Genomic DNA, 25549 nt, shown 5'->3' with positions numbered 1-25549 from the left:
ATGTTGATAGTTGTCATGGGTGGTGGAAATGAGCTGGAACGACTGGGTTGTGAAGCACGCAAAGGCCCTCGTTGTGCTCTGGATCCTGGTGGTGATCCTTACGGCACCCTTGGCCTACAGACTGAACGACATAACTAACTACAGCATGGATCAGTTCCTGCCGAAGGACGTTGAGTCGGTTAAGACCATGGATACGCTCAAAGAGGAGTTCCCGAGCTTTTCAACAAGCGAGAACCAGACGTACGTGATAATACATGGGATCAACGTTAACGACCCAAAAACGAGGGAAGCCTACGAGAGGTTCAAAGCAGAAGCCGAGCCCTACGGCGACAACTTCACCTCATACTACGATGCGCTTGATCTTCTTCACAACGAGTCGTACAACATCACCTTGAACATAACAAAGACTGCTGCTAACTTGAGCGGGATACTCTACGATTCTGCCGTAAACGGCAGTAACACCTACAGGATGCTCCTTCTCGGAATTGAGAACCTCACAAATCAGGTAGAGATACTCAACGAGACCCTTCCAGAGCTGGCCGATGCTTACCTCCAGCTTGAGACCAATTTGACTGTCCTCTACAACCAGACAATCCAGCTAAAGGAAGCACTCAACGAAACTGACATGGCCTACGTTCAGCTCCACAATAATCTAACCAAGGCCAGCGTTCAGCTTAGGCAGTTGAACTCTACAATAGCCACGCTCAACGTCAAGCTCTACAACCTCAGCGATTCCTATGCTGGGGCTTACCTCGGAGCTATGGGGGTTTACGAGGCTCTGGCAACCAAGACGAACGCCTATCAGACAGGCAACCTCAATCCACAGACGGCTCAGGCTGTTGCCTCTCAGCTCGGTGTTCCAGTGGAGTTTGTTTATGCCGTCTTCAATGCGACTTATCCAGTTTATCACGCCTATGGGCCGGGTGCGATAACTGATGGACTCCTCGCCAACGTTACTGCGGGAATAATCTTAAACACCACCACTGATCCGCTTGAGAAGAGTCTTGTTAAGGCTTATTCCTACGCCTTCTATTCAGGAGTCATTGCCTTTGACAGGGCACACGGAAGCAACTATGTCCTCCTGGAAAGTGGCGAGAGCGCCAGAACTACCGTTATCGAGATAGCTGAAAATGCCCTTCAGGATACTCCTGAGGTCATTGCAAAGGCTGGCGGAGCTTACACAGTCCCGGGATTCGGCAAAGTTTCAGCGGAAGTACTGGCAAAGGTTCTCAATGTAGCAATCGGGCTGGGAAGAAATCCTGAGCCGAAAGCCGTTGAAGACGCCACGGTTAATGTTGCAAAGGTTATCCTAGCTGGAAACCCACTGCTCTCGATCCCAAACGCTGATTACATTCTAAAAACCCTCCTCGTAAGAGGCCCGACGAAGGAACTTGAGGAGAGCATTCTCACTAATGCGTTGGCCAAAAAGCTCCCATATGTTCAGAAAGAAATGGCCGGGCCGATAGCCAAGGCTGTGGTAACCTTCGATCCAAAGGCAGAAGGAGTGCTATACCAGAACTCCAGCGCCCTAAAAGAGACAACCGTTTCTCTTCTAAGCGAGATACTGAAGGAGAAGGGTATTGAACTCCCGAACGATGTTCTCTTGAAGATCTACGACTCAAACGGTAACATCGAACCTATAGTGAGGGAGATATTGATTGAAGAGACCGCAAAGCAGGTAAAGGACGAGGAGAAGGCGGAAGTAATAGTCAGCGTTGTTATCGAGCATGCCGATGAACTTGCAAAGGGGGATAACGTTAAGGAAGCCGTTAAAGAGGTCATCATAAAGCTCGCTGGCAATCTGCCGATTGATGTTGAGAGGGTAGTCAACGAAATATACTCGGGCAAGAGCGCCCGGGAGATAGCGCTGGAACTCTACACCGATGGAGTTAACGAGAAGCTCAATGAAGTAGACGCTCCGAAAGAGGTTAAGGACGCCCTCAGGGACCTCCTCCTTGCAGTTGCCGAGAACTATCCAATGAGCGAAACTGAAATAGAGGAGCTAACGAAGAAAAAGGTGGCCGAACTGATTGACAGATTCATGGAAGACACTGAAAGCAAACTCGGAATGAGGGTTGACTCAGCTAAACTTGCTGAGATAGCGTTCAAATTCAAGGACAACCCGGAGAAAATAGGCAGGGAAGACGTTGCGCCCATCGAGAGGGACGTTTACACAGCCCTCTACAATAAGGCCAAGCTCTACATCAACATGCTCAAGAGCGACGACAACAGGACTATGCTGGTTATCTTCGTACCCAAGGCCCTCAAAGGCATAAGTGACCTGGAGAAGCAGAGCAAGTTCCAGTACGAGAACTCGCTCAAGGCGAAGAAGATTGCGCTAAGGGAGTTCGGAAAGCTCTCGCCATCGGTTGAGGTCTATATAACAGGAACGCCAATTCAGACCTACGAAATGATAAAGTACGGCAAGGAGGACAACGACAAGACCACCAAGTTCAGCGTCCTTGGAGCGTTCATAGTCCTGCTTATTCTCATGGGTGTAGCCCTTTTGGCGACTCTGCTACCCTTCACAGGTGTCGCAACGGCCACCCTAACTGCCCTTGGAATCCTCTACCTACTCGCTAAGGGCGACGTGCTCAACGTCGGCAGCTGGGCGCAGATGCTGACAGTAACTACTGCCCTTGGTCTTGGAATTGACTACTCGACCTACTATCTCCACAGGTTTAGGGAGTATCTTGCTGAAGGCTACGACCACAACAAGGCCGCTAGCGAGGCTCTAAAGAGGGCCAAGGATGCCGTTCTGGCGAGTGCTTCAACTGACATCATTGCCTTTGCCAGCTTTGTCCTCGCCTACGAATTCCCAATATTCAAGACGATGGGCATCATAGCTCCTCTCGCGGTAATAGTCGTCCTCCTGGCTAGTCTGACCTTCATACCGGCTATAACGGTTCTCATCGGCGACAAGCCGATCTTCTGGTGGCCAAGGCACATCAAGCACCACCTTGAGAACATCGACCTTCACGAGAGGAGCAGGATAGCCGAGTGGGCCGTGAAGCACGCAAAGATTGTGACCTTCATAGCGCTCCTCATAGCGGTTCCGGCAGCGTACAACTTCGTCAACTTTAACGGAACCCACGACATCAAGCTATTCATCCCAAAGGACAGCGAGACCTACCACTTCCTTCAGCTCAGCGAGGACACTGTTGGAGCGGGAGTTACCTCCCCGACATACGTCGTTATTGACCTCGGACACCCGGTGAGCGACGGCGACCTCGCAAAGATAAATGCGCTGGTAGACAGGATATCAAAGGTAAAGGGCGTCAGGTACGTTTACACAGTCACCCAGCCGTTTGGAGAGAGAATTAACAACGCGACCCTCGATGAGCTGACTAAGTTTGAAGGAGACCGCTACCTCTCAAAAGACAGGCACAAGGTTCTCATCCAGGTCACCGGCGAGTACGGCGCAACCGACGATCGCTCGAAGGAGATGGTCAAGGAGATAAGGAGCATCGTTAAAGATGAGGAGAGCTCAGGAAAGATAAAAGACGGAATGGTCGGAGGAAACACTGCTCTAGCCCTCGACCTCAGCAACCTCATCAACGACGTCTTCTGGCACAGGATATTCCCGGTGGCGCTACTCCTGATGTTCCTGTCGCTAATCCCGACCCTCAAGGGACTTCCAGCAGTCATAACAACCATGGGCACGATAGCCGTCGGAGTGCTTCTCAGCATCGGCGTCTCCAGCTGGCTCTTCGAGAAGGTCTTCGGGCAGCAGGTGATGTGGTTCCTGCCCATGCTCGTCTTCATCGTGCTCATGGGAGTTGGCATTGACTACAACAGCTTCTACCTGGTAAAGGCCAGGGACGAGTTCGAGCGCAGGAAGCCCGAGGAGGCATTGGTAGTCGCTGCGGGAACCATGGACACGCTCGTCGTTGGTCTTGCGGCAGTACTCGCGGCCACCTATGGCTCGCTGATGACGGGAGCGACGTGGGGTATAAGAGAGATAGGCTTTGCCCTCGCCCTTGGGGTGCTCCTCACGGCAACAGCGGCTGTCTACTTCATCGGTCCGGCGACCATGGCTCTCTTTGGAGAAAAGGCCTGGTGGCCGCTGTTCAAGAACCACAGTAGAAACACCGCTGAGAGGAAGAAAGAGTGACCTCCTCTTTCTTTTTTGCGTTTTTTCTTGATTTTCTAAGCACATTCGACAGACTTTTAAACGCTGAACTTTAGCTTTTAACATGGGCATCTACGAGATGCTAGCACTCATTGCCCTCGGCTACGTCCTAAAAAAGCTGGTTAGAAACGAGAAGCCATTCCAGCTGATAAACCTGTTTTCGACGAGGATCCTCCTCACACTTTTTGTCTTTGGAAACGTTGCGAGCAAGGACTTGGCATATCTGATCAGCATTAGAACTGTCTTTGTTTACGTGTTCCTCATTATAGCCCTTAGTCTCAGCCTTTCGTACATTTATGCACGGTTCTTCGTAGAGGACGATGCCTGGCGCGGGGCTTTGATGGTTCTTTCCACCTATCCAAACACGGCCGCGATGGGGTTCCCGGTGGCGAGCCTCTTTTTGGATGATATAACGCCCGCGATACTCTACTCAACGACGAACTCCCTCGTGATGCTCCCCATAGCGACTTTCATAGCCGCCCACTACTCCAGCGGTAAGGCCTCTGTAAAGAAGAGCCTCATCAGGGCAATCCAGTTCCCGCCAACCGCTGCAAACCTCTTGGCGCTAGTGTTGGTTTTCATCGGTATACGCCTACCCGACTGGTTTTTGAACCCGGTGAAAGAGATCGGGTGGTGGAGCATTCCCCTCCTCCTCATATACTTTGGCTCGATAATCAACCTTAAGGAGTTCCGGCTGAGGCATCTTGTCGAGGTCGGCCTCTTTAGGAGTGTGATTCCGTTCTTCTTCGTTCTCCTCACGCTCAGAAACGCTCCTCCAGAGATGTTTTACTCAGTCCTCGTCGAGTCAGCGATGCCTCCAGCCATAATGGCAAACGTTATACTCTCCCATTACGGGTTGAAGGCTGAAGAGGGAATTGGAGTGACTGTGGTGCTGACGCTGATTACCCTTATCTTCTTCATAACTCTGAAGGCCCTTGGGTTCTGACCGATGCCCTTTTCAACCCTTAAGGAGACTTCTAACGGTGATAACATGGAGCGCGTCGTCGAGATTCTGAAGGAGATACTTGAGATACCGTCCCCAACAGGCTACACAAAGGAAGTTATGGAACACATTGAGAGAAAGCTCAACGAGGCAGGGATTAAGACCTACTACACCAACAAAGGTGCCCTGATAGCGGGCAACCACCCAGAGCCTGAACTCGTGATGGCGGCCCACGTTGATACGCTCGGTGCTATGGTGAAGGGCATCCTCCCCGATGGACACCTGAGCTTCACGAGGGTAGGTGGCCTTCTCCTTCCTGCCTTTGAGGGAGAGTACTGCACGATAATCACCCGCTCAGGAAAGCGCTACCGTGGAACCCTTCTACTCAAGAATCCGAGCGTTCATGTGAACAAAGAGGCAGGAAAGAAGGAGAGAACAGAGGAGAACATGTACATCCGCCTCGATGCAGAGGTGGAGAAGAAAGAAGACACCGAAAAGCTCGGCATAAGGCCAGGAGATTTCATTGCCTTCGACCCGAAGTTCGAGTACGTGAACGGCTTCGTCAAGGCCCACTTCTTGGACGACAAGGCGAGCGTGGCAGTGCTAATTGACCTCATGCTCGACCTCGGCGCCGAGACCCTTGAAAAGCTCCCTGTGGCGTTCTTCTTCTCGCCGTACGAGGAGGTTGGCCACGGCGGTTCGGCGGGCTACCCCAGGAGCACGAAGGAACTCCTAGTCGTTGACATGGGCGTCGTTGGTGAGGGTGTGGTTGGGAAGGAGACGGCCGTCTCAATAGCCGCCAAAGATTCAAGCGGCCCCTACGACTACGAGATGACGACCAAACTAATCGAACTTGCCGAGAATAGGGGAATCCCCTACACAGTGGACGTCTTCCCATACTACGGCTCAGACGGAAGCGCGGCCTTGAGGGCAGGCTGGGACTTCAGGGTTGCTCTTATCGGCCAGGGAGTTCACGCCAGCCACGGTATGGAGAGAACGCACGTTAAGGGAATGCTCGCCACGAAGGAGCTGATAAGGGCCTATATAGAGGAGAAGTTCCTCTGAGGACTCTCTGCAATCTTTTTATCCCATTTGCCGAAAAGCTTAAATTGATTCCTAACAGAATCATTCTCATGAGAATCATTCCCAGAAGAATTGAAATGAAAACCCTAAGATATCCCGGCTGGAAGATGCTCTATGGGCGCAGAAAAACCGGGAAGAGCTTTATAGCCAGCAGGTTCTTGTATCACGACCTCTACTACTTTGTACAGCGAGATGGAGCCATCCTTGAGAGGAGGAGCGGTGCAAGGTTATCATATCATGAACTGCTGAAAGAGCTATCCAAGAACCTTGGAAAGAAAACAATCGTTATTGATGAGTTCCATAGACTTCCCGAAGAGTTTCTTGATTTCCTGCATGCAAACGCTGGAAGGGGTGAGAGCGATCTAATTCTCCTCACGTCAACGCTCTGGCTCTCACTGCGGCTTCTCTCCAAAAAGGAAAGCCCCATACTTGGGATAGTGCTTCCGATAAAAATTGGGCTTATCGATGAGAGAGAAGTTATCATCGAGCTTTCAAAGGAAGTAAGTGGAAAAGAGCTTGTGGAAGCTTCCACATATCTTAGAGAACCTATGCTTGTTCCCCTTTACAAGCCACCACTGAGGGAGTTCATGGCTCAATACCTGTACTCATCAGGGCCGGTCGTTGAAGATTTAATCGGCGAGGCTTTCACTGAAGAAGAAATCCTGTTTTCTGAGGTTTATCGAGCGATTCTTCACGCAGTAGCGGATGGAAAGTCAAAGAGCGGCGAGATAGCAAGCTACCTGCTGTCCCAGGGACTTCTTGACTCACCGTCAAGCATCCAGAAGTACCTCAAAGTTCTCTCCACAATGGACATCATACGGAAAGTGCCCATCTTCCGAAAACGCAGGAGGTTTAGCTACTCCATAGCATCCCCCCTGCTGGATTTGCACTTCTACCTCAGCTCCAAGTACGCGTACACCGAGCTGGAGACCCCACTTGAGTTCATAAGGAATGCCGTTAATGAGAAAGTCCCAAGACACGTTGAAAAATACATCGAGAACCTGCTGGGAAAGGTATACGGGCTCAGGCCAGTTAGAATCGAAGAACCTGACCTTGAAGTGGACGTAGCCCTTCAGGGCTTCAAGCGTCTTGAGCTAGTGGGGGAAGTGAAATGGAAGAGCAGGGTAAAGAGAGAGGAAGTTTGGAAAATCGAGGAAAAGCTTTCAAGGTTCAACTGTAGAAAAGTGCTCGTCGTTCCCGATGAAAGCGTCCTTGAGTCAGAGCCAAAAACCGTTGAAGTGCTCACCCCGGAGGATCTCCTGACTCTCGCCCAGGAAAGCCTGAGAAAGGAGCTCGGAGAAGAATGAAGCTTTCTCACTCCCCCATAAGCTTCTCTATGAGCTTTGCCTTCTCCTGGGCCTTCCGGAGGTGCTCAACCGTTACCTTGGTGTATATCTGGGTCGTTGAGAGGTTTGAGTGGCCGAGAAGCTCCTGTATGGCCCTTATATCCACCCCTTCCTCAAGGAGGTGTGTCGCGAAGCTGTGGCGGAGCTTGTGTGGTGTTACCTCAACTCCGGCTTTCTGGCCGTAGCGCTTGAGGAGGTACCACACGTTCCTTGTTGAGAGCTTGTCCTTCCTTCTTCTCCTCTCCTCGACTAGGAGATACTCACTGTTGTCTGACCGGCTCTCGAGGTAGGCTCTTATCTCGTCGGCGAGGTACTTCGGGATCGGCACAACCCTGTCCTTCGCTCCCTTTCCGCCCCTCACCACTATCAGTCCCCTGTCAATGTCAACGTCATCCTTTTTGAGGTTGCACAGCTCGCTGACCCTCAATCCAGCGCCGTAGAGGAGGAGAACGATGAGCCTGTCCCGTTTCCTTGTTGGCGGTATAACAGAGAGAAGCCGCTTAACCTCTTCCCTAGTTAGGGCTTTCGGCAGGCTCCTCGGGACTTTGGGAGGCTTCAGCCTCTCGGCTTCATCGTCAATGCCCTCAAACCGGAAGTAGGCCCTCAACGCCTGGACGACGAGGTTGAGGCTCCTGTTAGAGTAGCCGTTTCTTCGAAGGTGGGCAAGAAATCGGAGGGCGGAGCGGGCGTTCAGATCGCCGCCCCACTCAAGGTATCGCCTAACGTAGTAGGTGTACATCCTAATGGTATGAGGGCTTTTACCCTCAAGGTCCAGGTAGGTCCCGAACTCGTCAATTACCTCGTTCGGCTCACTCATTGTCCATACCCTTCAGGAGCCTCTCCAGCTCTTCCGGCTTCACCTCGGGGTTTTCAACTATGTTCTCGGTTTCCGGCTCCACGGGTTTTGGCTCTGAGGGGGAGGCTATTGGCTCCGCTTTGGGCTTTTCGCTTTCAAGCTCATCCTTGACCGCGAGGCTGAGGTAAACAGTCCTGAGGAGCTCTTCTATCAGGGCATCCTCCTCGGCAAAGATGTAGCCTTGGCCGACTATTATCTTTCCGTTCAGGCCGAGCTTCTCGACTGCCAGTGCAAGGATCCTTTCGTCGGGCACGGGCTCTGCCGGGAAGAGGTTCTTCCAGGCGTCCTCTATCTTCACGGGCCTGGCTCTCTTTTCAAGGAGCTCTTTAAGGCCTTCGTTCTCGCTGGTCAGCCTCTTATACTCTGAGTAGAGCTCGTCGTACTTCTTCTGAAGCTCCTCGTGCTCGTTATAGAGGGCCTCGTACTCGTTGGCAAGCTCGTCGTACCTGCCCTTGATATCGAGGAGCTGCTTCCTGAGCTCCATATACTCCGGGAGAACCTGAAGGCTCTTGAGGCCGGCCCTTACCAGGGTATTTTTGAGCTCCTTCCTGACGAGCTCAACGTCAACGTGCTCAAGGTCGTGGCCGAGCGGGAGCTTCATTCTTTCAATGTGGCCGACCATTTCACCGAGCTCGTTGAACAGCCTCTCAGCAAGCTCCCTTCCCACTCTGTCCGCGTCGGTCGCTATGATGAGCAGGTCAGCACCAGCCGCGGCGCTCTTCGCTATCTCAACGTTGGTAGTCGGGATTATCGCTGATATCGTGATGTTGTACTCGCTTCCAAGGGCGAGACCCTGGAGGGCCTTGCTTACGACCTCCACGTCGCTCGCACCCTCTACTAGAATCCTTACGTCGACTATCGCCATCCTTACCACCTAAACTCATCTTGGACATCGGGTTTAAAACCGTTCTCATACTTCAACCTCAAGCTCGGGCCTTTCGAGGACGATTTTTCCATCGGGCAGGAGTGAGATGCTGAGGGCGTGGATTTCAACGCCCGCTTTTCTGGCCTCTTTGAGGAGCCTCGCTATCTCGGGATCGCCTTTCTCGTAGGGTCTGAACTTCTCAACACCCGGCATTGCGCCGATGAAGAATATCATGGCCCTCTTTCCAGCTTTCGACAGCTCGATGAGCTCCCTTATGTGTCTCTGCCCCCTCGTTGATGGACAGTCAGGGTACATTGCGTATTCCCCTTTCTCGCCGCCTCTAAGGACTGCGCTCTTCATCTCGGCGTAGACATCACCGCCGGGGCATTCAAAGAGGTAGTCGAGGCGGGAGCTTCCGACTTTGATCTCCTTCTTCTTTATGGAGCAGTCCTTCAACCAGGGAACCAGGCCGAGTTCGACGGCCTTCTCAAAGGCCTTTGCCTGCGTTCTGGTGTCGATGACTGCTCCTTTACCCTCTTCATCTTCGAATGCTACTAAAACAAAGTCCGTCTTCCCCCCTTCCTTCGGAACGCAGAAGGCTTTTCTGCCAGGGATCATAAACTCTTCTAATCTTCCAGTGTTCGTTACTAATGCTTTCCTGGTCTCACCGTTTATCTCGACTAGAGCAACGAAGCGGTTGAGACGCTTAAGGAACGTGCACGGGATGACTTTAAGGGTGAGCAGTACGGGTTTTGCCATGAGTAAACCTACATCGAAAGACGTTTTTAAACCTTGGTGACAAAAAGGAACGGTGGTTCAATGATACCCGTGATACCCGAGGAGTTCATCAAATACGCCTTCGAGGAGAGGGTGGCTGGAATAAGAAAGCTCGCCGAGAGGAAGTTCGACCCCTCAGTTTTGCTCGGCTTCACAAGGCACAACCCGGCGATAATAACCTGTGGAGGGGCCGGACCGAACGGGTCGATCAAGGGTATTGGCTTCATTCACGAAGAGGAATATCTAGAAGAGACCCTCCAGAAGCTCCGCGAGGAGCTGAAAAGGCCCTATAACCCCAGAGAAGCCCTCAACTTTCTCCTCAACGAGATATACGTGAGAGAGAAGATAGACTTCACCAAGCTGGTATCCCTTGAGCTGGCCAAAAAGCACACGTGGGCGAACGTCACGGGGGGAAGCAGGGAGGCGACGGTGCTCTTCTTTACCCCACCAAGCACTTCCTATGAAGTCCGGTGTGAGGTTGAAGTTCACGAAGGTGATGAAGTTTGGGAGTACACAAACGCTGTCCACGACGTCTTCCACAGACCGAAGAAGCCGAGGAACTGGAGCAGGACACCGGCTTACCTCTTCAAAATTAAGGAGATCTACGACAACGGCGAGAGGGCGATGGGGGTAAGGATTTATCCATGAGGTGCAAGATTCAAGCGCAAACTTTTTATCCAGTTACTGGATAATCCAGTTGGTGGATAATAATGAAGTTCTACGACAGGGAAAGCGAGATGGCCTCCCTTGAGAAGGCCCTGGAAGCCTCCCGCTCAAGGCTCGTGGTGGTTGTGATAACCGGCAGGAGGAGGGTAGGTAAGACAAGACTTGTGCGGGAGTTCTTTAAGAGAAACGGCGTGAAGTTCCTGGACTTTTTCGTTGGCGTTAAAAGCGAGAGGCTTCTGATGGAAGATTTTTCCGAGGAGATACGGGAGAAGCTCGGTTACTCCCCAGAATTCACCACTTTCCGCGACCTTCTTCAGTATCTGGAGCGGATAAGCCTGGAGGCAGTTTTCCTCGACGAGTTCCAGAACGTCCTCAGGATCAACCCGTCAATGGCGTTCGAGCTCCAGAGGTTCATAGACAGAAACGCGGAGAAGCCGCTCCTCATTGTGCTCTCGGGCTCATACCTAGGCATGATGAAGAAGCTCTTCGCCTCGCGGAAGGCACCGCTCTACGGGCGGAGTTCAGTCTTCATGGAGCTCAGGCCCCTAAGGCCCTCCCACGTTTTCAGAATGCTCGGGGATATGGGGGTTGAGGAGGCTGAAAGTAAGGTGGCCTTTTATTCCCTCTTTGGCGGTGTGCCCAAATACTACGAACTCCTGGAACTGCTCGGTGAGGACGAACCCCTAGAGCTCCTCACGAGGGCCGTTGAATACTCCACGTTCATTGTTTCCGAGGGAGAAGGGCTTTTGATGGACGAGTTCGGAAAGGGCTACAGAACATACTTCTCAATCCTTCGGGCGATAGCAGAGGGGAAGAACAGGCTCGTCGAGATAGCCAACGCCCTGGGGATGAAGCCGGGGAGCGTCTCCAAGTACCTCGAAGCTCTTCAAGACTACTACGGTCTCATCGAGCGTGAAAAACCTATCCTCGGTGGCAGACGCTCCCGCTACGTTATAAGCGACCCATTCATGAACGTCTGGTTTTCCCTCATCGAGCCGCAGAGGAAAAACATCGAAGCTGGAGACATTAAGGTGTTTAGAAGGTTCCTGGAGGGAAGGCTCGAGGGCTTCCTGGGAAGGGCCTTCGAGAGAACCCTGAGGGACATCCTCCACGAGCTCAATGGAAAGATGCTGACTTTTGAGGAAATGGGCCCACAGTGGGGCAGAAACTACGAGATAGATCTCGTTGCCGTAAACAGGGAGAAAAAAGAGGCTACTTTCATAGAGGCTAAGTGGAGCAGAGATGTTGATGGCCCCAGAGAGATTGGAAAACTAGTCGCTAAGTCCCAGCTAGTTCCGTGGAAAGGCGAGAGGCGCTACCTGCTCGTGGCAAAGGGCTTTAGAAGAAAATGTGATGACTGCATAACAGTTGATGAACTGCTCTCCCACCTAAACCCTTAAATATTCTGGGCGCCACCTTTAGATGGAAATCTAAACGGAGGCGGTTGCTATGGTTGACTACGAACTGCTCAAGAAGATAGTTGAGGCCCCTGGTGTGTCGGGTTTTGAGTTTCTCGGCGTCAGGGACGTAGTTATAGAGGCCTTCAAGCCCTACGTGGACGAGATAAAGGTTGACAAGCTCGGCAACGTCATAGCCCACAAGAAGGGGAATGGGCCAAAGGTTATGCTCGCGGCACACATGGATCAGATCGGCCTCATGGTGAATCACATTGAGAAGAATGGATTCCTCCGCGTCGTCCCGGTCGGCGGCGTTGACCCGAGGACTCTCATAGCCCAGCGCTTCAAGGTCTGGATCGACAAAGGTAAGTTCATCTATGGAGTCGGTGGAAGCGTTCCACCTCACATCCAGAAGCCAGAAGACAGGAACAAGGCCCCTACATGGGACCAGGTCTTCATTGACATCGGCGCCGAGAGCAAGGAAGAGGCCGAGGAGATGGGTGTCAGAGTGGGAACCATAATCACCTGGGATGGCAGACTTGAGAGGCTCGGAAAGCACAGGCTTGTCAGCATAGCTTTCGACGACAGGATAGCTGTCTACACCCTCGTTAAAGCGGCTCAGGAACTCGGCGAGACCGATGCGGACATCTACTTTGTCGCCACCGTCCAGGAAGAAGTCGGACTCAGGGGTGCAAGGGTCTCGGCCTTCGGCATTAATCCGGACTACGGCTTCGCCATTGACGTTACCATAGCGGCCGACGTTCCCGGAACGCCGGAGCACAAGCAGGTCACCCAGCTCGGAAAGGGTACCGCCATCAAGATAATGGACCGCTCGGTCATCTGCCACCCGACAATAGTTAGGTGGATGGAGGAGCTCGCCAAGAAGTACGAGATACCCTACCAGTGGGACATTCTCCTCGGCGGCGGAACCGATGCCGGAGCAATTCACCTCAATAAGGCAGGTGTCCCGACGGGAGCAATCAGCGTCCCGGCACGCTACATCCACTCCAACGCTGAGGTCGTTGACGAGCGCGATGTTGACGCTGGAGTCAAGCTGATGGTCAAGGTTCTCGAACACATCGAGGAGCTTGAGCTTTGAGCTTTCCCTGTTCCCCAAATTTTTATAAACCCCTTCTTCGAGTCTTGATTTCGATATGGAATCAGGAATATTCAAAGCCGAGGCTAGATTTTCATGGGAAGCCTTGAAGAGGATAACATCAAGGCCAGACATCCTCATAGGTTCCCTGCCGTTTCCCGGGTCGCTTGATGGAAAAACTGTCTCAATACGCATCCCTGGAAGGGTGTTCGGTTTCGAATTCTCCGGAAGCTTTGAGATGACGTACGCCGATAAAACCGCAACGTACATAATGAAGTCCCCTCTGGGGCTTCTAATAGTCACCATTCAGCTCGGGGAGAAGTTTCTGGTTTGTAGGGCCTCGGCAGACCTAAATGAGAGATTCCTGCGGAAAAAGCTTCTTAAAATTGCGGAGGGCTTTGGGAGGACTGTCCTGGCGTTTTCTGAGAGCTACGAGAGAGTTATACCAAAAATAAGGCAGGAACACAGCAAGATCGTGGCATCTGACCTGAAACCTGGAGATTTGATTCATCTGGCCAGATACGTCCGTTTCTTTGGAGGAAAAGACACTTTCGAGATCATCGGAACCGGGAAGGGGGAAATCAAAATTAAGGTGAAAGGCGGAGATCTCGAAGGGATCGAGTTCAGAGAAGATGGAACTCTAGCAATAGTGGAAATCAAAAAGCCTCTTCTCGACGTTTCGGAGGATGAACTTTCAGACCTCGGCATCGGAGGGCGATACGTCTTCAACGTTCTCTGGGGCTGAGTTTTCGGGATGAATTTCAGCGATCACCTGATTTTTCTTGTTGAAGAGTACATCCCTGTTCCTCCACAGCTCGAAGGCCAGAAACGTGATTCCCATAATGACACCAAGGATTATGTAGGGCGTTTTACTCGGAAGTGGCAGACCGCGGTGCCAGTTGTGGAGCAGGTAGTTCTGGTAGAGGAACAGATAGCCGAGCCACGCTATCAGCACTGCCTCCACGATGTACTCTGCTATTTTCTCCCACCGCTCCTTCATCTTCATCACGGCAAAGGTTAAAACCGGCCGGTTAAAACCCTTTCCCATGAGTGAGTACTTTCCCTACGAGAAGCTCAGACCTAACCAAAAAGAGTTCATAGACCTCATCAGCGAGGCCGTCAAGAACGGCGAGAATGCGATAGTCGAAGCTCCAACGGGCTTTGGAAAGACGATCAGCGTTCTTGCCGGTGTTCTTCCCTTTGCCAAAGAGTACGGCTACAAGGTTCTCTATCTTGCCAGAACCCACAGGCAGATGGACAGGGTTATTGAAGAGCTGAAGGCCATCCACCGAAAAAAGCCCGTCTCTGGCGTCGAGCTTAGGAGCAGGAAGGAGCTGTGCCTTCACACCTACCTCAAGCAGTTCACCACCGATGCATACAACGCCATGGTCGTCTGTAAAAACCTGAAGAAGCTCGGGAAGTGTCCCTTCTATGAGAACGAGAAGAAGAAAAAGGCCGAGTTTGAGGAAGTCATACGGTTTTTCCTGACCGAACCGAGTCATCCGGCTGAGATCCTCAACTACGCCGAGACTCTTGAGCTGTGTCCCTACGACCTCACCAAGAGAATAGCGGAGAAAGCCGACGTAATAGTGGCCAGCTACCTCTACGCCCTAAGTCCAAGCATAAGGGAGAGCCTGATAAGCTCCCTCGGCGTTGATTACTCCGACCTTATTGTCATCTTTGACGAGGCTCACAACCTCCCAGACCAGGCAATCTCGGCATTGAGCGACAGGTTGAGCATACACACGATAAACAGGGCAATAAAGGAGGCCGACGAGTACAGGGAACACGAGATAGCTAACTTCCTGAGCATTCTTGGGAAGGGGATTGAGAAGCTGTACTCGGAAAAGCTGGCAGAAAGGGACGTAGAAGAGGCCCCAGTACAGCCAGAGCTGGTGTTTGCTCGCGTTGTTGATATTCTTGGGATAAACGAACGCTGGCTCGTGAAGACTCTCAATGAGATGGTTTCCGTTGGAGATACCATACGGGAAGACCGCATAGAGAAGGGCAAGCCCCCGAGGAGTTACGTCGGCAGGGTCGGAGAGTTTCTCCTGCTGTGGCTCTCCCTCATCGGTAGAGACGACTACCTCTTCCTGATGACGCGGGAAAAGGGTATGAGCCTCGAGCTCGTTGCCCTCGACCCATCACGGGCGCTGGCCTTCATAAAAGACGTCCAGAGTGCGATATTCATGTCCGGAACTCTCACGCCACTTGAGGCCTTCAGGGATGTTATGGGCATTGAGAACGCCCGGATGAAGAAGTTCCCAAGGATGGTGAAGAGGGAGAACGCCCAGGTGCTCGTTGCCAAAGACGTCTCGACGAGGGGAGACGAGCGCTCGCTCCAGGCTTACAGGAAGATGGTGGAGTACATAGTCGAGGCGGTAAAACTTATTCCCAAGAACGTCGGCGTCTTTACGGCCTCTTACGAGGTTCTTCAGGGCCTCCTCTCGGCCAACCTCGACGTCAAGCTTGAAGAAACCGGGAAAGCAGTTTTCATAGAACAGCAGGGCGCCTCTTCGAGGGACAACGACCTCATGATAGCTCAGTTTAAGGCCCACGCGAAGGGCAACGGCGCTGTTCTCCTCGGGGTGATGGGTGGCAGGAACAGCGAGGGGCAGGATTATTCTGGCGACGAGATGAACGGCGTTGTCCTTGTCGGAATCCCCTATGCGAGGCCGACGCCGAGAGTTCAGGCTCAAATAAGGTACTTCGAGAAGAAGTTTCCCGGAAAGGGCAGGTATTACGGCTACTATCTTCCCGCACATAGAAAGCTCGTCCAGGCTGCCGGGAGGGTTCACCGCTCCGCTGAGGAGAAGGGGAGCATTGTAATCCTCGACTACCGCGTCCTCTGGAGGAGCATAAGGAAGGATTTGCCAGACTGGATGACAGAAACTATGAAGGCCGTAACGCTCCCGACGATGAGACTCTACCTCAAAAGGTTCTGGTCTAACGGACGGTGAATTCCTTCTCTACCCTGACTCTCGCCCCGTTCACGTAGGCGTGCTTGACTACCCTGTACCTGCCGGGAGGAAGCTCAAGGGGGAGCTTCTGCTCGATCGTCTCACCCGGTATGAGTACGATCCTCTTCCTCAGGAATACGATCCCCGGGTCAAGCTTCTGCCAGTAGCCTATGTACTCGTAAAGCTCCACCTCGTTGTCTATCTCGACCTTCGTGGTGTTCGGGTTTGTTACCCAGAGAATAAGCTCGCCCTTTCGCTGCTTCACTTGTATCTCAAGCTCGACCTCTGGAGGAGAACCGTAGGGTATAATCCCAACGCTGTCCTTGGATGGGACTTTAATTATCTTCATCGGAACAGAATACGCACTTTTCTAGAAAAGGTTTTCGCAAGAAATAGTTGAGGTACCTGAGCAGGGCTTCGGAAGGAAAAAGCAATCAGTGCATTTGCTTTAATATCCTGCATCCTGTCTAGGGATAGTAGCTTTTAGAAAAAAGCTCCACCAAAAGCTTGAATGTCTTCTTGGAGTTGGCTTGATGCAGTTGGATTCTCTTTCTTGATGAATGGGCGGAGAGCTGTGGGTTTCTTCTTTTTAACGCTCGAAGAGCGTTATATTGCGAGCAAACCCCTCGAAAACAGCCAATTGAAGTGAGAGAATCCTAGAAAACATGGCAATTCAAAAAGGACATTCGTTTTTTGATGAAACTTTGCTGGGCAAAGTTTCATCAAAGTTTGTGGTTCTTGTTTAACGGGTTGTTTTGGGCGGATTTTCCTTTTGAATGCTGTCTTGGGTTGTGAATTCTGCTTTTAGTGGGCTTTTCATCTGCGAGTTTGCTTTGTAATGGACGCCCATAGGGCGTCAAGGAGAGAAAACTCCTTTTAGAAGGCTAAAATTGGGAAATTCACTAATGTTTAGCTTGAGTATCCTGAGAATCCTTGTAGTGAAGCAATTCTAAGAAGAACCACGAACCTTGATCAAACTTCGCGCAGGCGAAGTTTGTAATGGTGCCGGGGCGGGGCTTTGAACCCCGGACCTCTCGGTTTCTCAGGCTCCCCCGAAGGGGAGCGGCCCTATGAGCCGAGCGCTCTGACCAGGCTAAGCTACCCCGGCACTTCCCGAGCGCCCGGGATATACCTCAAGGAGGGCATTTTTAAATCTTTCGGCATCACCAGTAGTCGCCGTACGCGTACTGCCACGTGAGCCTTCTCTTGATGACCTTTCCGTAGTAGTAGCCTATAGCGATGCCCGCCAGCAGGCCCCCAAGGTGGGCGTATGCATTGACCCCAGGAAGGACGCTGTTTATTAGGAACAGGAAGAAGGCGTTCATCAGGGCCCCCTGCATGTTTCCACCGACGACGCCGCTTATCGTTATCAGTGCTCCGACTATTCCGAAGAGAGCACCGCTGGCTCCCGCGCTGATGGTCATTGGGGGCATGAGAAAGAGCGTCAGGACGTTTCCGACAAGCCCAGAGACAATGTATGTCAGTACTACCCTCTTCGGGCCGAGGACCCTCTCAAGCTGTCTCCCCATCGTCAGGAGAAAGTACATATTGAAGAAGATATGGATTATGTTGACGTGCACGAACATTGCCGTGAAGAGCTGCCACCAGTAGCCGTAGTTGAGAACCGCGTAGTTCCACTGACCGAGGAAGGCAAGAACTCCGCCCTTTATGCTCAGAAAGTTCCCGCCGCTCAACAGTGCCTCGACTACGTAAACGGCGACGTTGATTAGGAAGAGCGTGAAGGTTGCCCTCCCGTAGCGGTGGAAGTAGCGCTCAAGGCTCATCCTTCATCGCCTCCAGGATGGTGTTCAGGAGCCTCTCGTTTGCGACCGCTATTATGTTGGTCTTCTCCGCTGCGCTGAGCTTGACTTTAAACTCTCTTCCCCCCTCATCCGTTACTATTCCACCTGCTTCCCTCACGAGGAGGACTCCGGCTGCAACGTCCGTCGGCCTAACGTAGTTCCTAATGTCAAAGACTCCGTCAAGGGAGCCCCTCGCGACGTAGGCAAGCTCCACTGCTATCGCCCCGAGCACGCGGACTCTCTTCACCTTCCTCACGAGACCGAGGCATCTTCCCCGGGTGTAGAAGCTCAGGGCTTCCTTTTCAGGTTCTGGCTCGTTCACCCTCATCCTCTCTCCGTTGAGGTACGCACCTTTCCCGGGCTTTGCCTCATAGAAGTTCTTTGGCAGGAACTCGTAGATCGCTCCGTAGACCGGTTTCTTCCCCTTGAAGACTCCCATGCTGAAGGCGAAGATTGGTATCCCAGCAGAGAAGTTGTAAGAGCCGTCCAGAGGGTCGACGACAACTGTGTAGTCGCTCCCGTTGTCAACCGTCCCGACCTCTTCGCTGACGACGTTCACTCCAAGGGGGACGAGCCTTTTGAGTATGAGGTCTTCGGCGACCTTGTCCACGTATTTTGTCACGTCTCCGCTCACGTTAGTACCGACGTTCTCGCCGGCTTTTTTTGTCCCAAAGAGCGGCATTATTTTCTCTTCAAGCTCCTTGGCGGTATTCAGCGCTATCTCACTCCAGTTGAACTCCATAATATCACCCCAGTAAGGTTATAAGCAGGTTTCTCGTCCCGGGTCCAAAACCGAGGACGAATATTACCAGTTTGACGAAATTTATCAGTTCGGGGTCTTCATCTTCCATCATCCGGTCGAGTATGTAAACGACTGGAATCAAAACCAGCAGTTTTTCCAGATACATTACTGCAGGTGTGCCCGTTAGGTCTATGAGCGTCCTTGCGAGGACGTGCTGCTCCCAGAAGCCGAAGAACTGGATTCCAACAAAGGTCGTGGTCGCGTCGTAGAAGTGGGTGTAGAACAGCACTTTGTTGTCGGCTATCAGTTTGAACTTCTTTGCTAGAGCCCAGATAAAGGCCTCGGAGACAGCAAGGCTCGGAATGAAGTACTTGAAGTACTCCCACCTGGCAGAGAGCTTTCCCCAGTTGATGATGATTATGAAAACCAGCCCTCCCACGAGCACCCAGCCGAAGTCGCGGTATATCGGGTAGAGCCTCTCATCCGGGCCCAGATGTCTCCACACCGCAAAGAGGGAAGCTATCGCAAAGGCCGCTATGACGAAGTAGCCGCCCGGGCTGACCGTCAGGTAAGTCCTCGGAAGCAGGCCCTTATCTGTTATGGCCCTCATCAGAGGGCCGAGGACTATGTAGGGCACCAGGGCAAGGAAAAAGCGCTCGTCTACTTTTATCCCCATCCTCTTAAGCATCTTGTAGAGGAGAAGAACCATTACCCCAAGGATTATCGCGTAGACGAGAGTATTAACGGGGTTGTAGCCCTGGTTGTATTTTATCGGCTCCACGAAATACCTGTAAAAAAACTCCTCAACTCCCATTCGACCACCGTAGGGAGTTTTCCGATAGCCTTAAAGCTTTTCCCACCAATAGTTTTTCGGCGATAAAAATGGAGAGAAGGATTCATCTCATGCAGCTCCCAAGGGAGGTACTGCTGGGCGAGAACCTCACTGGAGAAGTTGTTAGCGTTGCCAAGAGGATAGGCCTTACTGGAAAGGCGCTCGTTATCTACGGCCCAAAAACGAAGGAAATTGCTGGAAATGATGTGGAAGATGCGATAAAATCCGCGTATGACGTTAGCTCCCTCACCATCAGGAAGGGTGCAACGATGGAGGAAGTCGGGAGGACTATTGAAAAGATCAAGGATGAAGGTATCAGCTGGGTGATAGCCGTTGGCGGCGGGAGCATAATAGATGTCGCCAAGCTCGCCTCTTTCAAAACGGGCGTTCCCTTTATAAGCTTTCCAACAACTGCTTCTCACGACGGCATAGCGAGTGCAAACGCCTCTATAAAGGATCTCGGTTCAAAAACCTCGGTAAAGGCCGTTCCACCAGTTGCCGTCATTGCAGATGTCAAGGTTATTAAAACGGCCCCCTACCGCTATTTAGCGGCCGGTGTTGGCGACACGATAAGCAACCTTACCGCCGTAAGGGACTGGCAGCTTGCCCACAGGATAAAAGGTGAGTACTACAGCGAGTACGCCGCATCCCTCTCACTCATGAGTGCCAAGATGGTGATGAGGAACGCCGATATAATCCGCCTCGGAAACGAGGAGTCCGTCAGGAAGGTCATCAAGGCGCTTATCTCCACCGGTGTGGCCATGAGTATAGCCGGCTCGTCAAGACCAGCAAGCGGTGCAGAGCACCTATTCAGCCACGCCCTAGACATGCTCCTCGACAAGCCCGCCCTCCATGGTGAGCAGACGGGCGTTGGGACGATAATTATGGCATACCTCCACGGTATGAAATGGGAGCGCGTTAGGGAAACCTTAAAGAGGGTCGGCGCACCTACAAACGCATACGAACTTGGGATTGATCCCGAGGTTATAATCGAGGCGCTCACCATAGCCCACACCATAAGGCCCGAGCGCTACACCATCCTCGGAAAGGACGGTTTAACTCGGGAGGCCGCTGAAAAGGCCGCTAAAATCACGGGAGTTATATGATCATCCATCAGGAGGTGTTGAAAGTGGCCATAATCACGTTAGTTGGGGAAAAGCTCGCAAAACCGGGAGTTGAGTTCATATTCTACGGCCCGGCCGAGCCGTGCAAGACCTGCAAGCTCGCAGGCGTTTGTGTCGGCAACCTTGAACCTGGAAGGCGCTACAAGATTCTCAGGGTAAGGAGTATGCCTTCCCACTCCTGCCCGCTGCACGAGGGAAAGGTCAGGGTAGTGGAAGTAGTCGAGCCGAGCATAGAGGTGGCAATAGAGCCCAGGCTGGCGGTAGTGGGGTCAGTGATAACGCTGAAGCTCGAGGACTGCCCCGACCTGGACAAAAGGGACCTTTTCAGACCGGAAGGGCTCTTTGACGGAGACAGCGTGAAGATAATCGAAATAACGGGAGAAGTCGAGTGCAACGGCAAGACCTACAAGATAGCCAAGGTCATGAGGAAGAAGAATTGAAGCACCTCTTTTCTTACATCTTTTTGATTTGAAAAATAAAGAGGCAAAAAGTACTTCAGTTCCACGTCTCGGCTATGACGTCGTGCTTGTGAATGCTCTCGTTGCTGATAACCTTCACGTGGATTTTGCCTTTGAATTTCTTCTTCGCCTTTGCGAATATCTCCCTGGCAACGTCCTCAACGAACTTCGGGTTTCTGTACATTCCTTGAACTACGGCGTTCTCGTCCACTGTCTTCAGGAGAGTGTAAGTCGGATGGCTGAAGGAGCTTTCGACGACGTCTATCATCTCTTCGAGCGGGATTTCCTCCTCAAAGGGTGCCCTTATCTCCAGCTCGCCGATGGCCCTCTGGATGTGGGTTTTGCCGTTGTTGTTCGCCATGGCGTGCGGGCAGGCCGTGTTCCCTACCACCCTGACGCGCAGAACCTTCTCGAAGGAGCCGTCCTCGTTCTTTATGACGCCTACCTCAACGTCGTAGGGCTCGTAGCTCGTCTTTTTGCTGGCCGGAGTGATCCTCGGGATGATGAGGTGAGTCTTGATCCAGACCTCAGCCCTCTTGTGCGGGTGCTTTCCTTCGAGCCGCCCTATGACGCACTTTCCAAGCTCCTCTAGGGAGCTGTGGACTTTTGCAACTTCTTCCTCGACAGCTTCGCTCATAGCCTCGGTTATGCTCTCCACGAGCCTGCTCATGTGGATGCCCTTCTTCTCCGCTGGCACGTCGATGGTTACCTCTATGAGCGGGAGGAAGGTGTACTCCCTTCCCTTCCAGTTTATCTTAGCGACAGTCCTTAGGTTAGTTATGCCGACTCTCCGGAGCGGCTCTCTGATTTCGGGAACTTCTTCCTGTGTCTCGACGAACATTCTCTCACCCGACGGGAGTTGGTCAGCAGGTTTTTAAACCTCTCCCGAAGAGCAGAGGCCGAGGATGAACGACCTCAGGTTTTCAGCGGTGTCCTCGTCGATGACCACCGAGTTCTTCCTCAGCAGAATTTCGTCCCCTATCATTGAAAGCTCATACCCGAAGACCCCAACTCTAGTTCCGTCGAAGAACTCGAAAGTATCCTCTGGGCGTGCGCTGAAGAGGTTTGGAATCCAGTGGTTGTAGATACCTTCAAGCCTCGGGTATATGAGAAGAACGGGAACCTCCCTGGTCCCCCAGTACTCGCTGACCAGTCGGGAGTACGTGTAGGCCTGATAAAGCTCGTCGCTCTTCCTCACGAGTTTTCTATGGGCCCTGTTCTCTCCTCTGTGGTACACGTAGAGGTTCCTGTACTTCACTTCAACGACGCAGGTTCCCTCATTGGTGCTCACGACTATATCTGGGAGCGGGTTGCCCATCATGAAGAGCGCCCCAAACCTGGCCTCGATTTCGCCAGCGTTTTTTATGACGTGGGGCAGCTGAACCTGGAATCTCACCTCAGCCTCATTGCCGAGAACGGTCTTCAGCGTTCTGTAAACGAGCGTCTCAAAAAGCTCGTCCATCCTAATGAATACCCCCGGGAGAAACCTCCTCGAACCTCCGGTTGTCAGCCCAAAGTACATCACCCTTGCCAGCCTGAAGACAGTTCTGAACCTCTCGTTCAGGTGGTTGAAGGACACTTTTTCAAAGTCCCCGGCTTTGGGGTCGTCAACATCCTTAAAGAGGTCGAGGAGAATTCCACCAACTTTCCTTGTCTCGCTGAGGCGGGCGGACTTCACGGCGACTTCAAGGGCCCCCTTTAGAATTCTGTTTAGGGGGTTGTCCCCAAGAAGAAGGGAGTACCTTATCGGCAGATCTGCCTTCCAGGGTGGTCGTCGGGCGAGTTCGTTTACTAGAATCTTGCCCCGAATCGTCTGGGAGCTCTCTTCGAGATCCCCGTATTCGTAGTAAAGCCCCCGGGACAGTGCTCGAGATAACATAAGGACGTAGAGGTACCTGAAAATTTCGTCCAGTGCCTTCTGTCTGCCGTATTCAGATACTATTTCCCTTATCTCGCTAGGTTCGAGACCCATTTGGTAGTACATGTTGAAGAGCTGAAGAAAGAAGAGTAGGGAGCGGCCGTCTTCTCGGTCGTACCTGAAGGGTTTTGGGAGTACCTGCACGAGCACAACCTCATCACCGCTGAAGTAGTAAGCGAACCCAACGCTTCCGTGGGTCTTTAGGTGGTACTCGTCCCTCCTCGGGTCATAGGTGACGGTAAAGACAGGGCTGTCGCCGCCGTAAAGGGCGTTCACCGCTTCTGTAAACCTCATAATCTCCCGCTCAGTCGCTTGAAGCCCTAGGCTCTTCAACTCGGAAAGAGGCCTGTTCTCGAACTCGTAGAGGGTCACGACCCTAAAGTCCCTCATTTCTCGGTCACCAGCTTGCGCAGGGCTTCAATGAACTCGTCGTCGTCCATCTCGATTATTCTGCCCTTCTCATCTATGAACCCGAATCCTGGCAGGGAACGCCGTATCGTTTCCCAGTTTCCGTAGAAGTACTCCTGGAGCAGTGGGAGTATCTTGTAGTAGAAGACGTCCTTTAGGGCCTTTGCCCTCTCCTCCGGCTTCGCCTTTATGACCTCTCTGAAGTAGCCGTGACCTATCGTGTAGTCTTTCCCGCGCTCCTCTTCGATTACCCTGTTTAGAGTTGAGAGGAGGTGCTGGAGGTTTACACCGCCGACTTCGATATCACCGAGCTCCTCTGGGCGGGGCAGTATTTCAAGGAACGCAAAGCGCCTCCTGAGGGCCATGTCTAGGAAGGCAATGCTCCTGTCAGTTGAGTTCATAGTCCCGATTATGTAGAGGTTGGGCGGCAGTGCGAACGGCTCCCTTGAATATGGGAGGGTTATCCTGGTCTCGTACTCCGCCCCAAGCCTTTTATCTGGATCAATGAGGGTTATGACTTCTCCAAGGATCCGTGAGATGTTTCCCCTGTTTATCTCGTCTATGATGAGGTAGAACTTCCCACGCGATTTAAAGGTCCCGTTCCCAGTTTGGAGGTAGTTAAGGACGACCTCTTTTTTCTTCTCGTAGTCAGTTTCTCCGGAATTGGGATGGAGGCCGTGGAAAATCGCCTCAACTGCAAGCCTCTTCAGTACTCCATCTTCAACGACGTAGATGAGCTTGTCGTCCTTTTCGACAGGTCTGAAGCCCTCAACGAAGTCTTCATAACTGTATGACTGATGGAAAGTGACGACCTCAACCCTATCGGCACCCTTTGAGAGGTCTAGGGCTAGTTTTGTCTTTCCGGTTCCAGGCGGGCCATAAAGGATGATCCCTCCAAACCTTTTGAGCACTTCTTCGAGCTGGGTGTACTGATCGTAGGTAACCTCCTCTTCCCCCTGGATGGTCTCCGTGGACACGTAAGAGTATAGATAGTTCGAATCCGGGCGGACGTAGTAGTAGAATCTGCCACTGGCGCTTATCTTTCCCGAAGACTTCCCTAAGACCAGGATATTGCCATTTCTTGAAATCCCAGAGAACTTCGGATCGACGGCTTCCGGATTGTACCTACCGAAGACCGTTCTGTCCTCAATGTCTTCCAGCTTGAGGGAGCTCTTCCCGAGGAGGTCTTCATAGGTGACGAAGCCCCCATAAAGATAGCCCCTGAACTGGCCTATAAGCAGGAAGAGGCCCTTTTCGGTAAACTTCGTGAACACTAGCTCGCCTGGAAGGGGGATTATCCTTGCTTTCTTTGGGGTGAGGATGTATAGCTCTTTTCCAAGCTTTGTTCCGAGAACTGCAATTGGCTCGTTGTCCCTCAGTATGATGTCCCCTATCGCTCCCTTTGTTGGAGGAGCAGGGGAATGGGCTGAAATTGTCTCCACACCATCCCAGAACTCGAGCGGGGAGTAGTACGGGTGGGGCGGGTAGTTTATCCTCCCTACCCTAAGCACGGGGTTCCTCTTCCCGGGCTCTTTGAACGTGTGAAGAATGTAGACCTCGTCTTCAGTATCGTAAATTGCATGGAAGAAAGCATAGCCTCCTTGAAGGCGGGGTATGAAAACAGTCTCAATATCCCCGGGAGCGTTGAAGTCCAGTCTCATGTCGCCAAAAATAACGACCCTTTCCATGTTGGTCAGGCTCACGTAGATGGGTAGTCTTGAGAAAGTTACCCTTAGGGCGTTTTCTTTTGGGTTTTCATCCTGAAACGGATAGAGTGTTATTTCCCCTGTCCCACACTTCATGAACACTGCCACGTTTTCAACGCCCGGAAAAATTACAACGTCCTCCTGGCAGGGAATTCCAACCCCGCTTTTCCACCCAGGAAGTGGACTTCCCTTCGCGTCAAAGAGGTGGAGAAACCGGGAGTCGTAGTCGTCCCTTATCAGTACCGATAAATATTCCCCGTTTTCCGAAATTTTCATATCTTCGATAACGTAATCGACGTTGCTTCCCTCGTATTCCTCCCTGAGACTTTCAGCTATTTTTTCAAGCGCGTTTTCGGAAATTTCAAATCTGCCCACAGGAAACCACCGGAGTAATATGAGGCAACTCCTATATAATCATAACTGCACCAGGTAGTATGA

Annotated in this window: 22 protein-coding genes and 1 tRNA gene; 11 read left to right on the top strand and 12 right to left on the bottom strand. The window is 52.1% G+C overall.

Features of this window, described 5'->3' with window-relative positions:
- Window positions 1-28 precede the first annotated feature (28 nt).
- The 4 genes from A0127_RS01225 to A0127_RS01210 all read left to right on the top strand — a co-directional run bounded on the left by A0127_RS01225 (window position 29) and on the right by A0127_RS01210 (window position 7465).
- The gene (locus tag A0127_RS01225) at window positions 29-4114 is read left to right on the top strand and encodes an MMPL family transporter (RefSeq protein WP_062386904.1); all 4086 of its coding nucleotides are present in this window, start codon (window positions 29-31) and stop codon (window positions 4112-4114) included.
- Window positions 4115-4196: 82 nt separating this feature from the next.
- The gene (locus A0127_RS01220) at window positions 4197-5078 is read left to right on the top strand and encodes an AEC family transporter (RefSeq protein ID WP_062386900.1); all 882 of its coding nucleotides are present in this window, start codon (window positions 4197-4199) and stop codon (window positions 5076-5078) included.
- Between the two features lie 45 nt (window positions 5079-5123).
- Window positions 5124-6140, top strand: coding sequence for a M42 family metallopeptidase (locus tag A0127_RS01215; RefSeq protein ID WP_062386897.1), 1017 nt, complete (start codon window positions 5124-5126; stop codon window positions 6138-6140).
- 68 nt (window positions 6141-6208) lie between these two features.
- The gene (locus tag A0127_RS01210) at window positions 6209-7465 is read left to right on the top strand and encodes an ATP-binding protein (protein ID WP_062386894.1); all 1257 of its coding nucleotides are present in this window, start codon (window positions 6209-6211) and stop codon (window positions 7463-7465) included.
- A gap of 7 nt (window positions 7466-7472) precedes the next feature.
- Here the strand turns inward: A0127_RS01210 and xerA are convergent, their stop codons facing one another.
- Genes xerA through sfsA form a run of 3 tightly spaced genes read right to left on the bottom strand, consistent with a single transcriptional unit; the run spans window position 7473 to window position 9984 of the window.
- Entirely contained in the window at window positions 7473-8321 is an 849-nt protein-coding gene (gene xerA / locus A0127_RS01205) for a site-specific tyrosine recombinase/integron integrase (RefSeq protein ID WP_062386890.1), read from the bottom strand.
- Window positions 8314-9225, bottom strand: a complete 912-nt coding sequence (locus A0127_RS01200; RefSeq protein ID WP_062386887.1) for a toprim domain-containing protein — start codon at window positions 9223-9225, stop codon at window positions 8314-8316. The genes xerA and A0127_RS01200 overlap by 8 nt, the downstream gene beginning before the upstream one ends.
- 45 nt (window positions 9226-9270) lie before the next feature.
- Window positions 9271-9984 carry a DNA/RNA nuclease SfsA gene (gene sfsA / locus A0127_RS01195; RefSeq protein WP_062386884.1) on the bottom strand — a complete coding sequence of 238 codons (714 nt, stop codon included), beginning with the start codon at window positions 9982-9984 and terminating at the stop codon, window positions 9271-9273.
- 60 nt (window positions 9985-10044) lie between these two features.
- Between sfsA and A0127_RS01190 the strand changes: the two genes are divergently transcribed.
- From A0127_RS01190 to A0127_RS01175, 4 genes are all read left to right on the top strand, one after another.
- Window positions 10045-10650: a hypothetical protein gene (locus A0127_RS01190; RefSeq protein ID WP_197463590.1), complete on the top strand. Its 606-nt coding sequence runs from the start codon at window positions 10045-10047 to the stop codon at window positions 10648-10650.
- 62 nt (window positions 10651-10712) lie between these two features.
- On the top strand, window positions 10713-12068 hold the full coding sequence (locus A0127_RS01185; RefSeq protein ID WP_062386881.1) for an ATP-binding protein: 1356 nt from the start codon (window positions 10713-10715) through the stop codon (window positions 12066-12068).
- A gap of 49 nt (window positions 12069-12117) precedes the next feature.
- A complete protein-coding gene (locus A0127_RS01180; RefSeq protein WP_062386878.1) occupies window positions 12118-13164 on the top strand; it encodes a M42 family metallopeptidase in 1047 nt (348 codons plus the stop codon).
- 55 nt (window positions 13165-13219) lie between these two features.
- Window positions 13220-13906, top strand: coding sequence for a hypothetical protein (locus tag A0127_RS01175; protein ID WP_062386873.1), 687 nt, complete (start codon window positions 13220-13222; stop codon window positions 13904-13906).
- Here the strand turns inward: A0127_RS01175 and A0127_RS01170 are convergent.
- A complete protein-coding gene (locus tag A0127_RS01170; RefSeq protein WP_197463589.1) occupies window positions 13856-14170 on the bottom strand; it encodes a hypothetical protein in 315 nt (104 codons plus the stop codon). The genes A0127_RS01175 and A0127_RS01170 overlap by 51 nt on opposite strands.
- A 37-nt stretch (window positions 14171-14207) precedes the next feature.
- Here A0127_RS01170 and A0127_RS01165 point away from each other — a divergent pair, with 37 nt between their 5' ends.
- Window positions 14208-16121, top strand: a complete 1914-nt coding sequence (locus A0127_RS01165; RefSeq protein WP_062386869.1) for a helicase C-terminal domain-containing protein — start codon at window positions 14208-14210, stop codon at window positions 16119-16121.
- On the opposite strand, the gene A0127_RS01160 is transcribed toward A0127_RS01165, so the two are convergent.
- The 5 genes from A0127_RS01160 to A0127_RS01140 all read right to left on the bottom strand — a co-directional run bounded on the left by A0127_RS01160 (window position 16108) and on the right by A0127_RS01140 (window position 19479).
- Window positions 16108-16470, bottom strand: a complete 363-nt coding sequence (locus A0127_RS01160) for an immunoglobulin-like domain-containing protein (protein ID WP_062386865.1) — start codon at window positions 16468-16470, stop codon at window positions 16108-16110. The genes A0127_RS01165 and A0127_RS01160 overlap by 14 nt on opposite strands.
- 651 nt (window positions 16471-17121) lie before the next feature.
- A tRNA-Met gene (locus tag A0127_RS01155) sits at window positions 17122-17229 on the bottom strand.
- Between the two features lie 55 nt (window positions 17230-17284).
- A complete protein-coding gene (locus A0127_RS01150) occupies window positions 17285-17905 on the bottom strand; it encodes a rhomboid family intramembrane serine protease (protein WP_062386861.1) in 621 nt (206 codons plus the stop codon).
- A complete protein-coding gene (locus A0127_RS01145; RefSeq protein WP_062386858.1) occupies window positions 17895-18665 on the bottom strand; it encodes a bifunctional fructose-bisphosphatase/inositol-phosphate phosphatase in 771 nt (256 codons plus the stop codon). The genes A0127_RS01150 and A0127_RS01145 overlap by 11 nt, the downstream gene beginning before the upstream one ends.
- Window positions 18666-18669: 4 nt before the next feature.
- On the bottom strand, window positions 18670-19479 hold the full coding sequence (locus A0127_RS01140; protein ID WP_062386854.1) for a DUF63 family protein: 810 nt from the start codon (window positions 19477-19479) through the stop codon (window positions 18670-18672).
- A 68-nt stretch (window positions 19480-19547) separates the two neighbouring features.
- Here A0127_RS01140 and A0127_RS01135 point away from each other — a divergent pair, with 68 nt between their 5' ends.
- Window positions 19548-20603 (top strand): NAD(P)-dependent glycerol-1-phosphate dehydrogenase, encoded by a 1056-nt coding sequence (locus tag A0127_RS01135; RefSeq protein ID WP_197463588.1) that lies wholly within the window; start codon window positions 19548-19550, stop codon window positions 20601-20603.
- The gene (locus A0127_RS01130; RefSeq protein ID WP_197463587.1) at window positions 20600-21061 is read left to right on the top strand and encodes a UPF0179 family protein; all 462 of its coding nucleotides are present in this window, start codon (window positions 20600-20602) and stop codon (window positions 21059-21061) included. The genes A0127_RS01135 and A0127_RS01130 overlap by 4 nt, the downstream gene beginning before the upstream one ends.
- Window positions 21062-21116: 55 nt before the next feature.
- On the opposite strand, the gene A0127_RS01125 is transcribed toward A0127_RS01130, so the two are convergent.
- Genes A0127_RS01125 through A0127_RS01115 form a run of 3 tightly spaced genes read right to left on the bottom strand, consistent with a single transcriptional unit; the run spans window position 21117 to window position 25486 of the window.
- Window positions 21117-21920: a GTP cyclohydrolase IV gene (locus tag A0127_RS01125; protein WP_054841029.1), complete on the bottom strand. Its 804-nt coding sequence runs from the start codon at window positions 21918-21920 to the stop codon at window positions 21117-21119.
- Between the two features lie 33 nt (window positions 21921-21953).
- Entirely contained in the window at window positions 21954-23387 is a 1434-nt protein-coding gene (locus A0127_RS01120) for an McrC family protein (RefSeq protein WP_062386851.1), read from the bottom strand.
- Window positions 23384-25486, bottom strand: a complete 2103-nt coding sequence (locus A0127_RS01115; RefSeq protein WP_062386848.1) for an McrB family protein — start codon at window positions 25484-25486, stop codon at window positions 23384-23386. Before A0127_RS01115 ends, A0127_RS01120 begins: the two co-directional genes overlap by 4 nt.
- Window positions 25487-25549: the final 63 nt, after the last annotated feature.

This window comes from Thermococcus peptonophilus (genome assembly GCF_001592435.1).
Taxonomy (GTDB): domain Archaea; phylum Methanobacteriota_B; class Thermococci; order Thermococcales; family Thermococcaceae; genus Thermococcus; species Thermococcus peptonophilus.
This window is presented reverse-complemented; position numbering and strand designations above follow the sequence as displayed.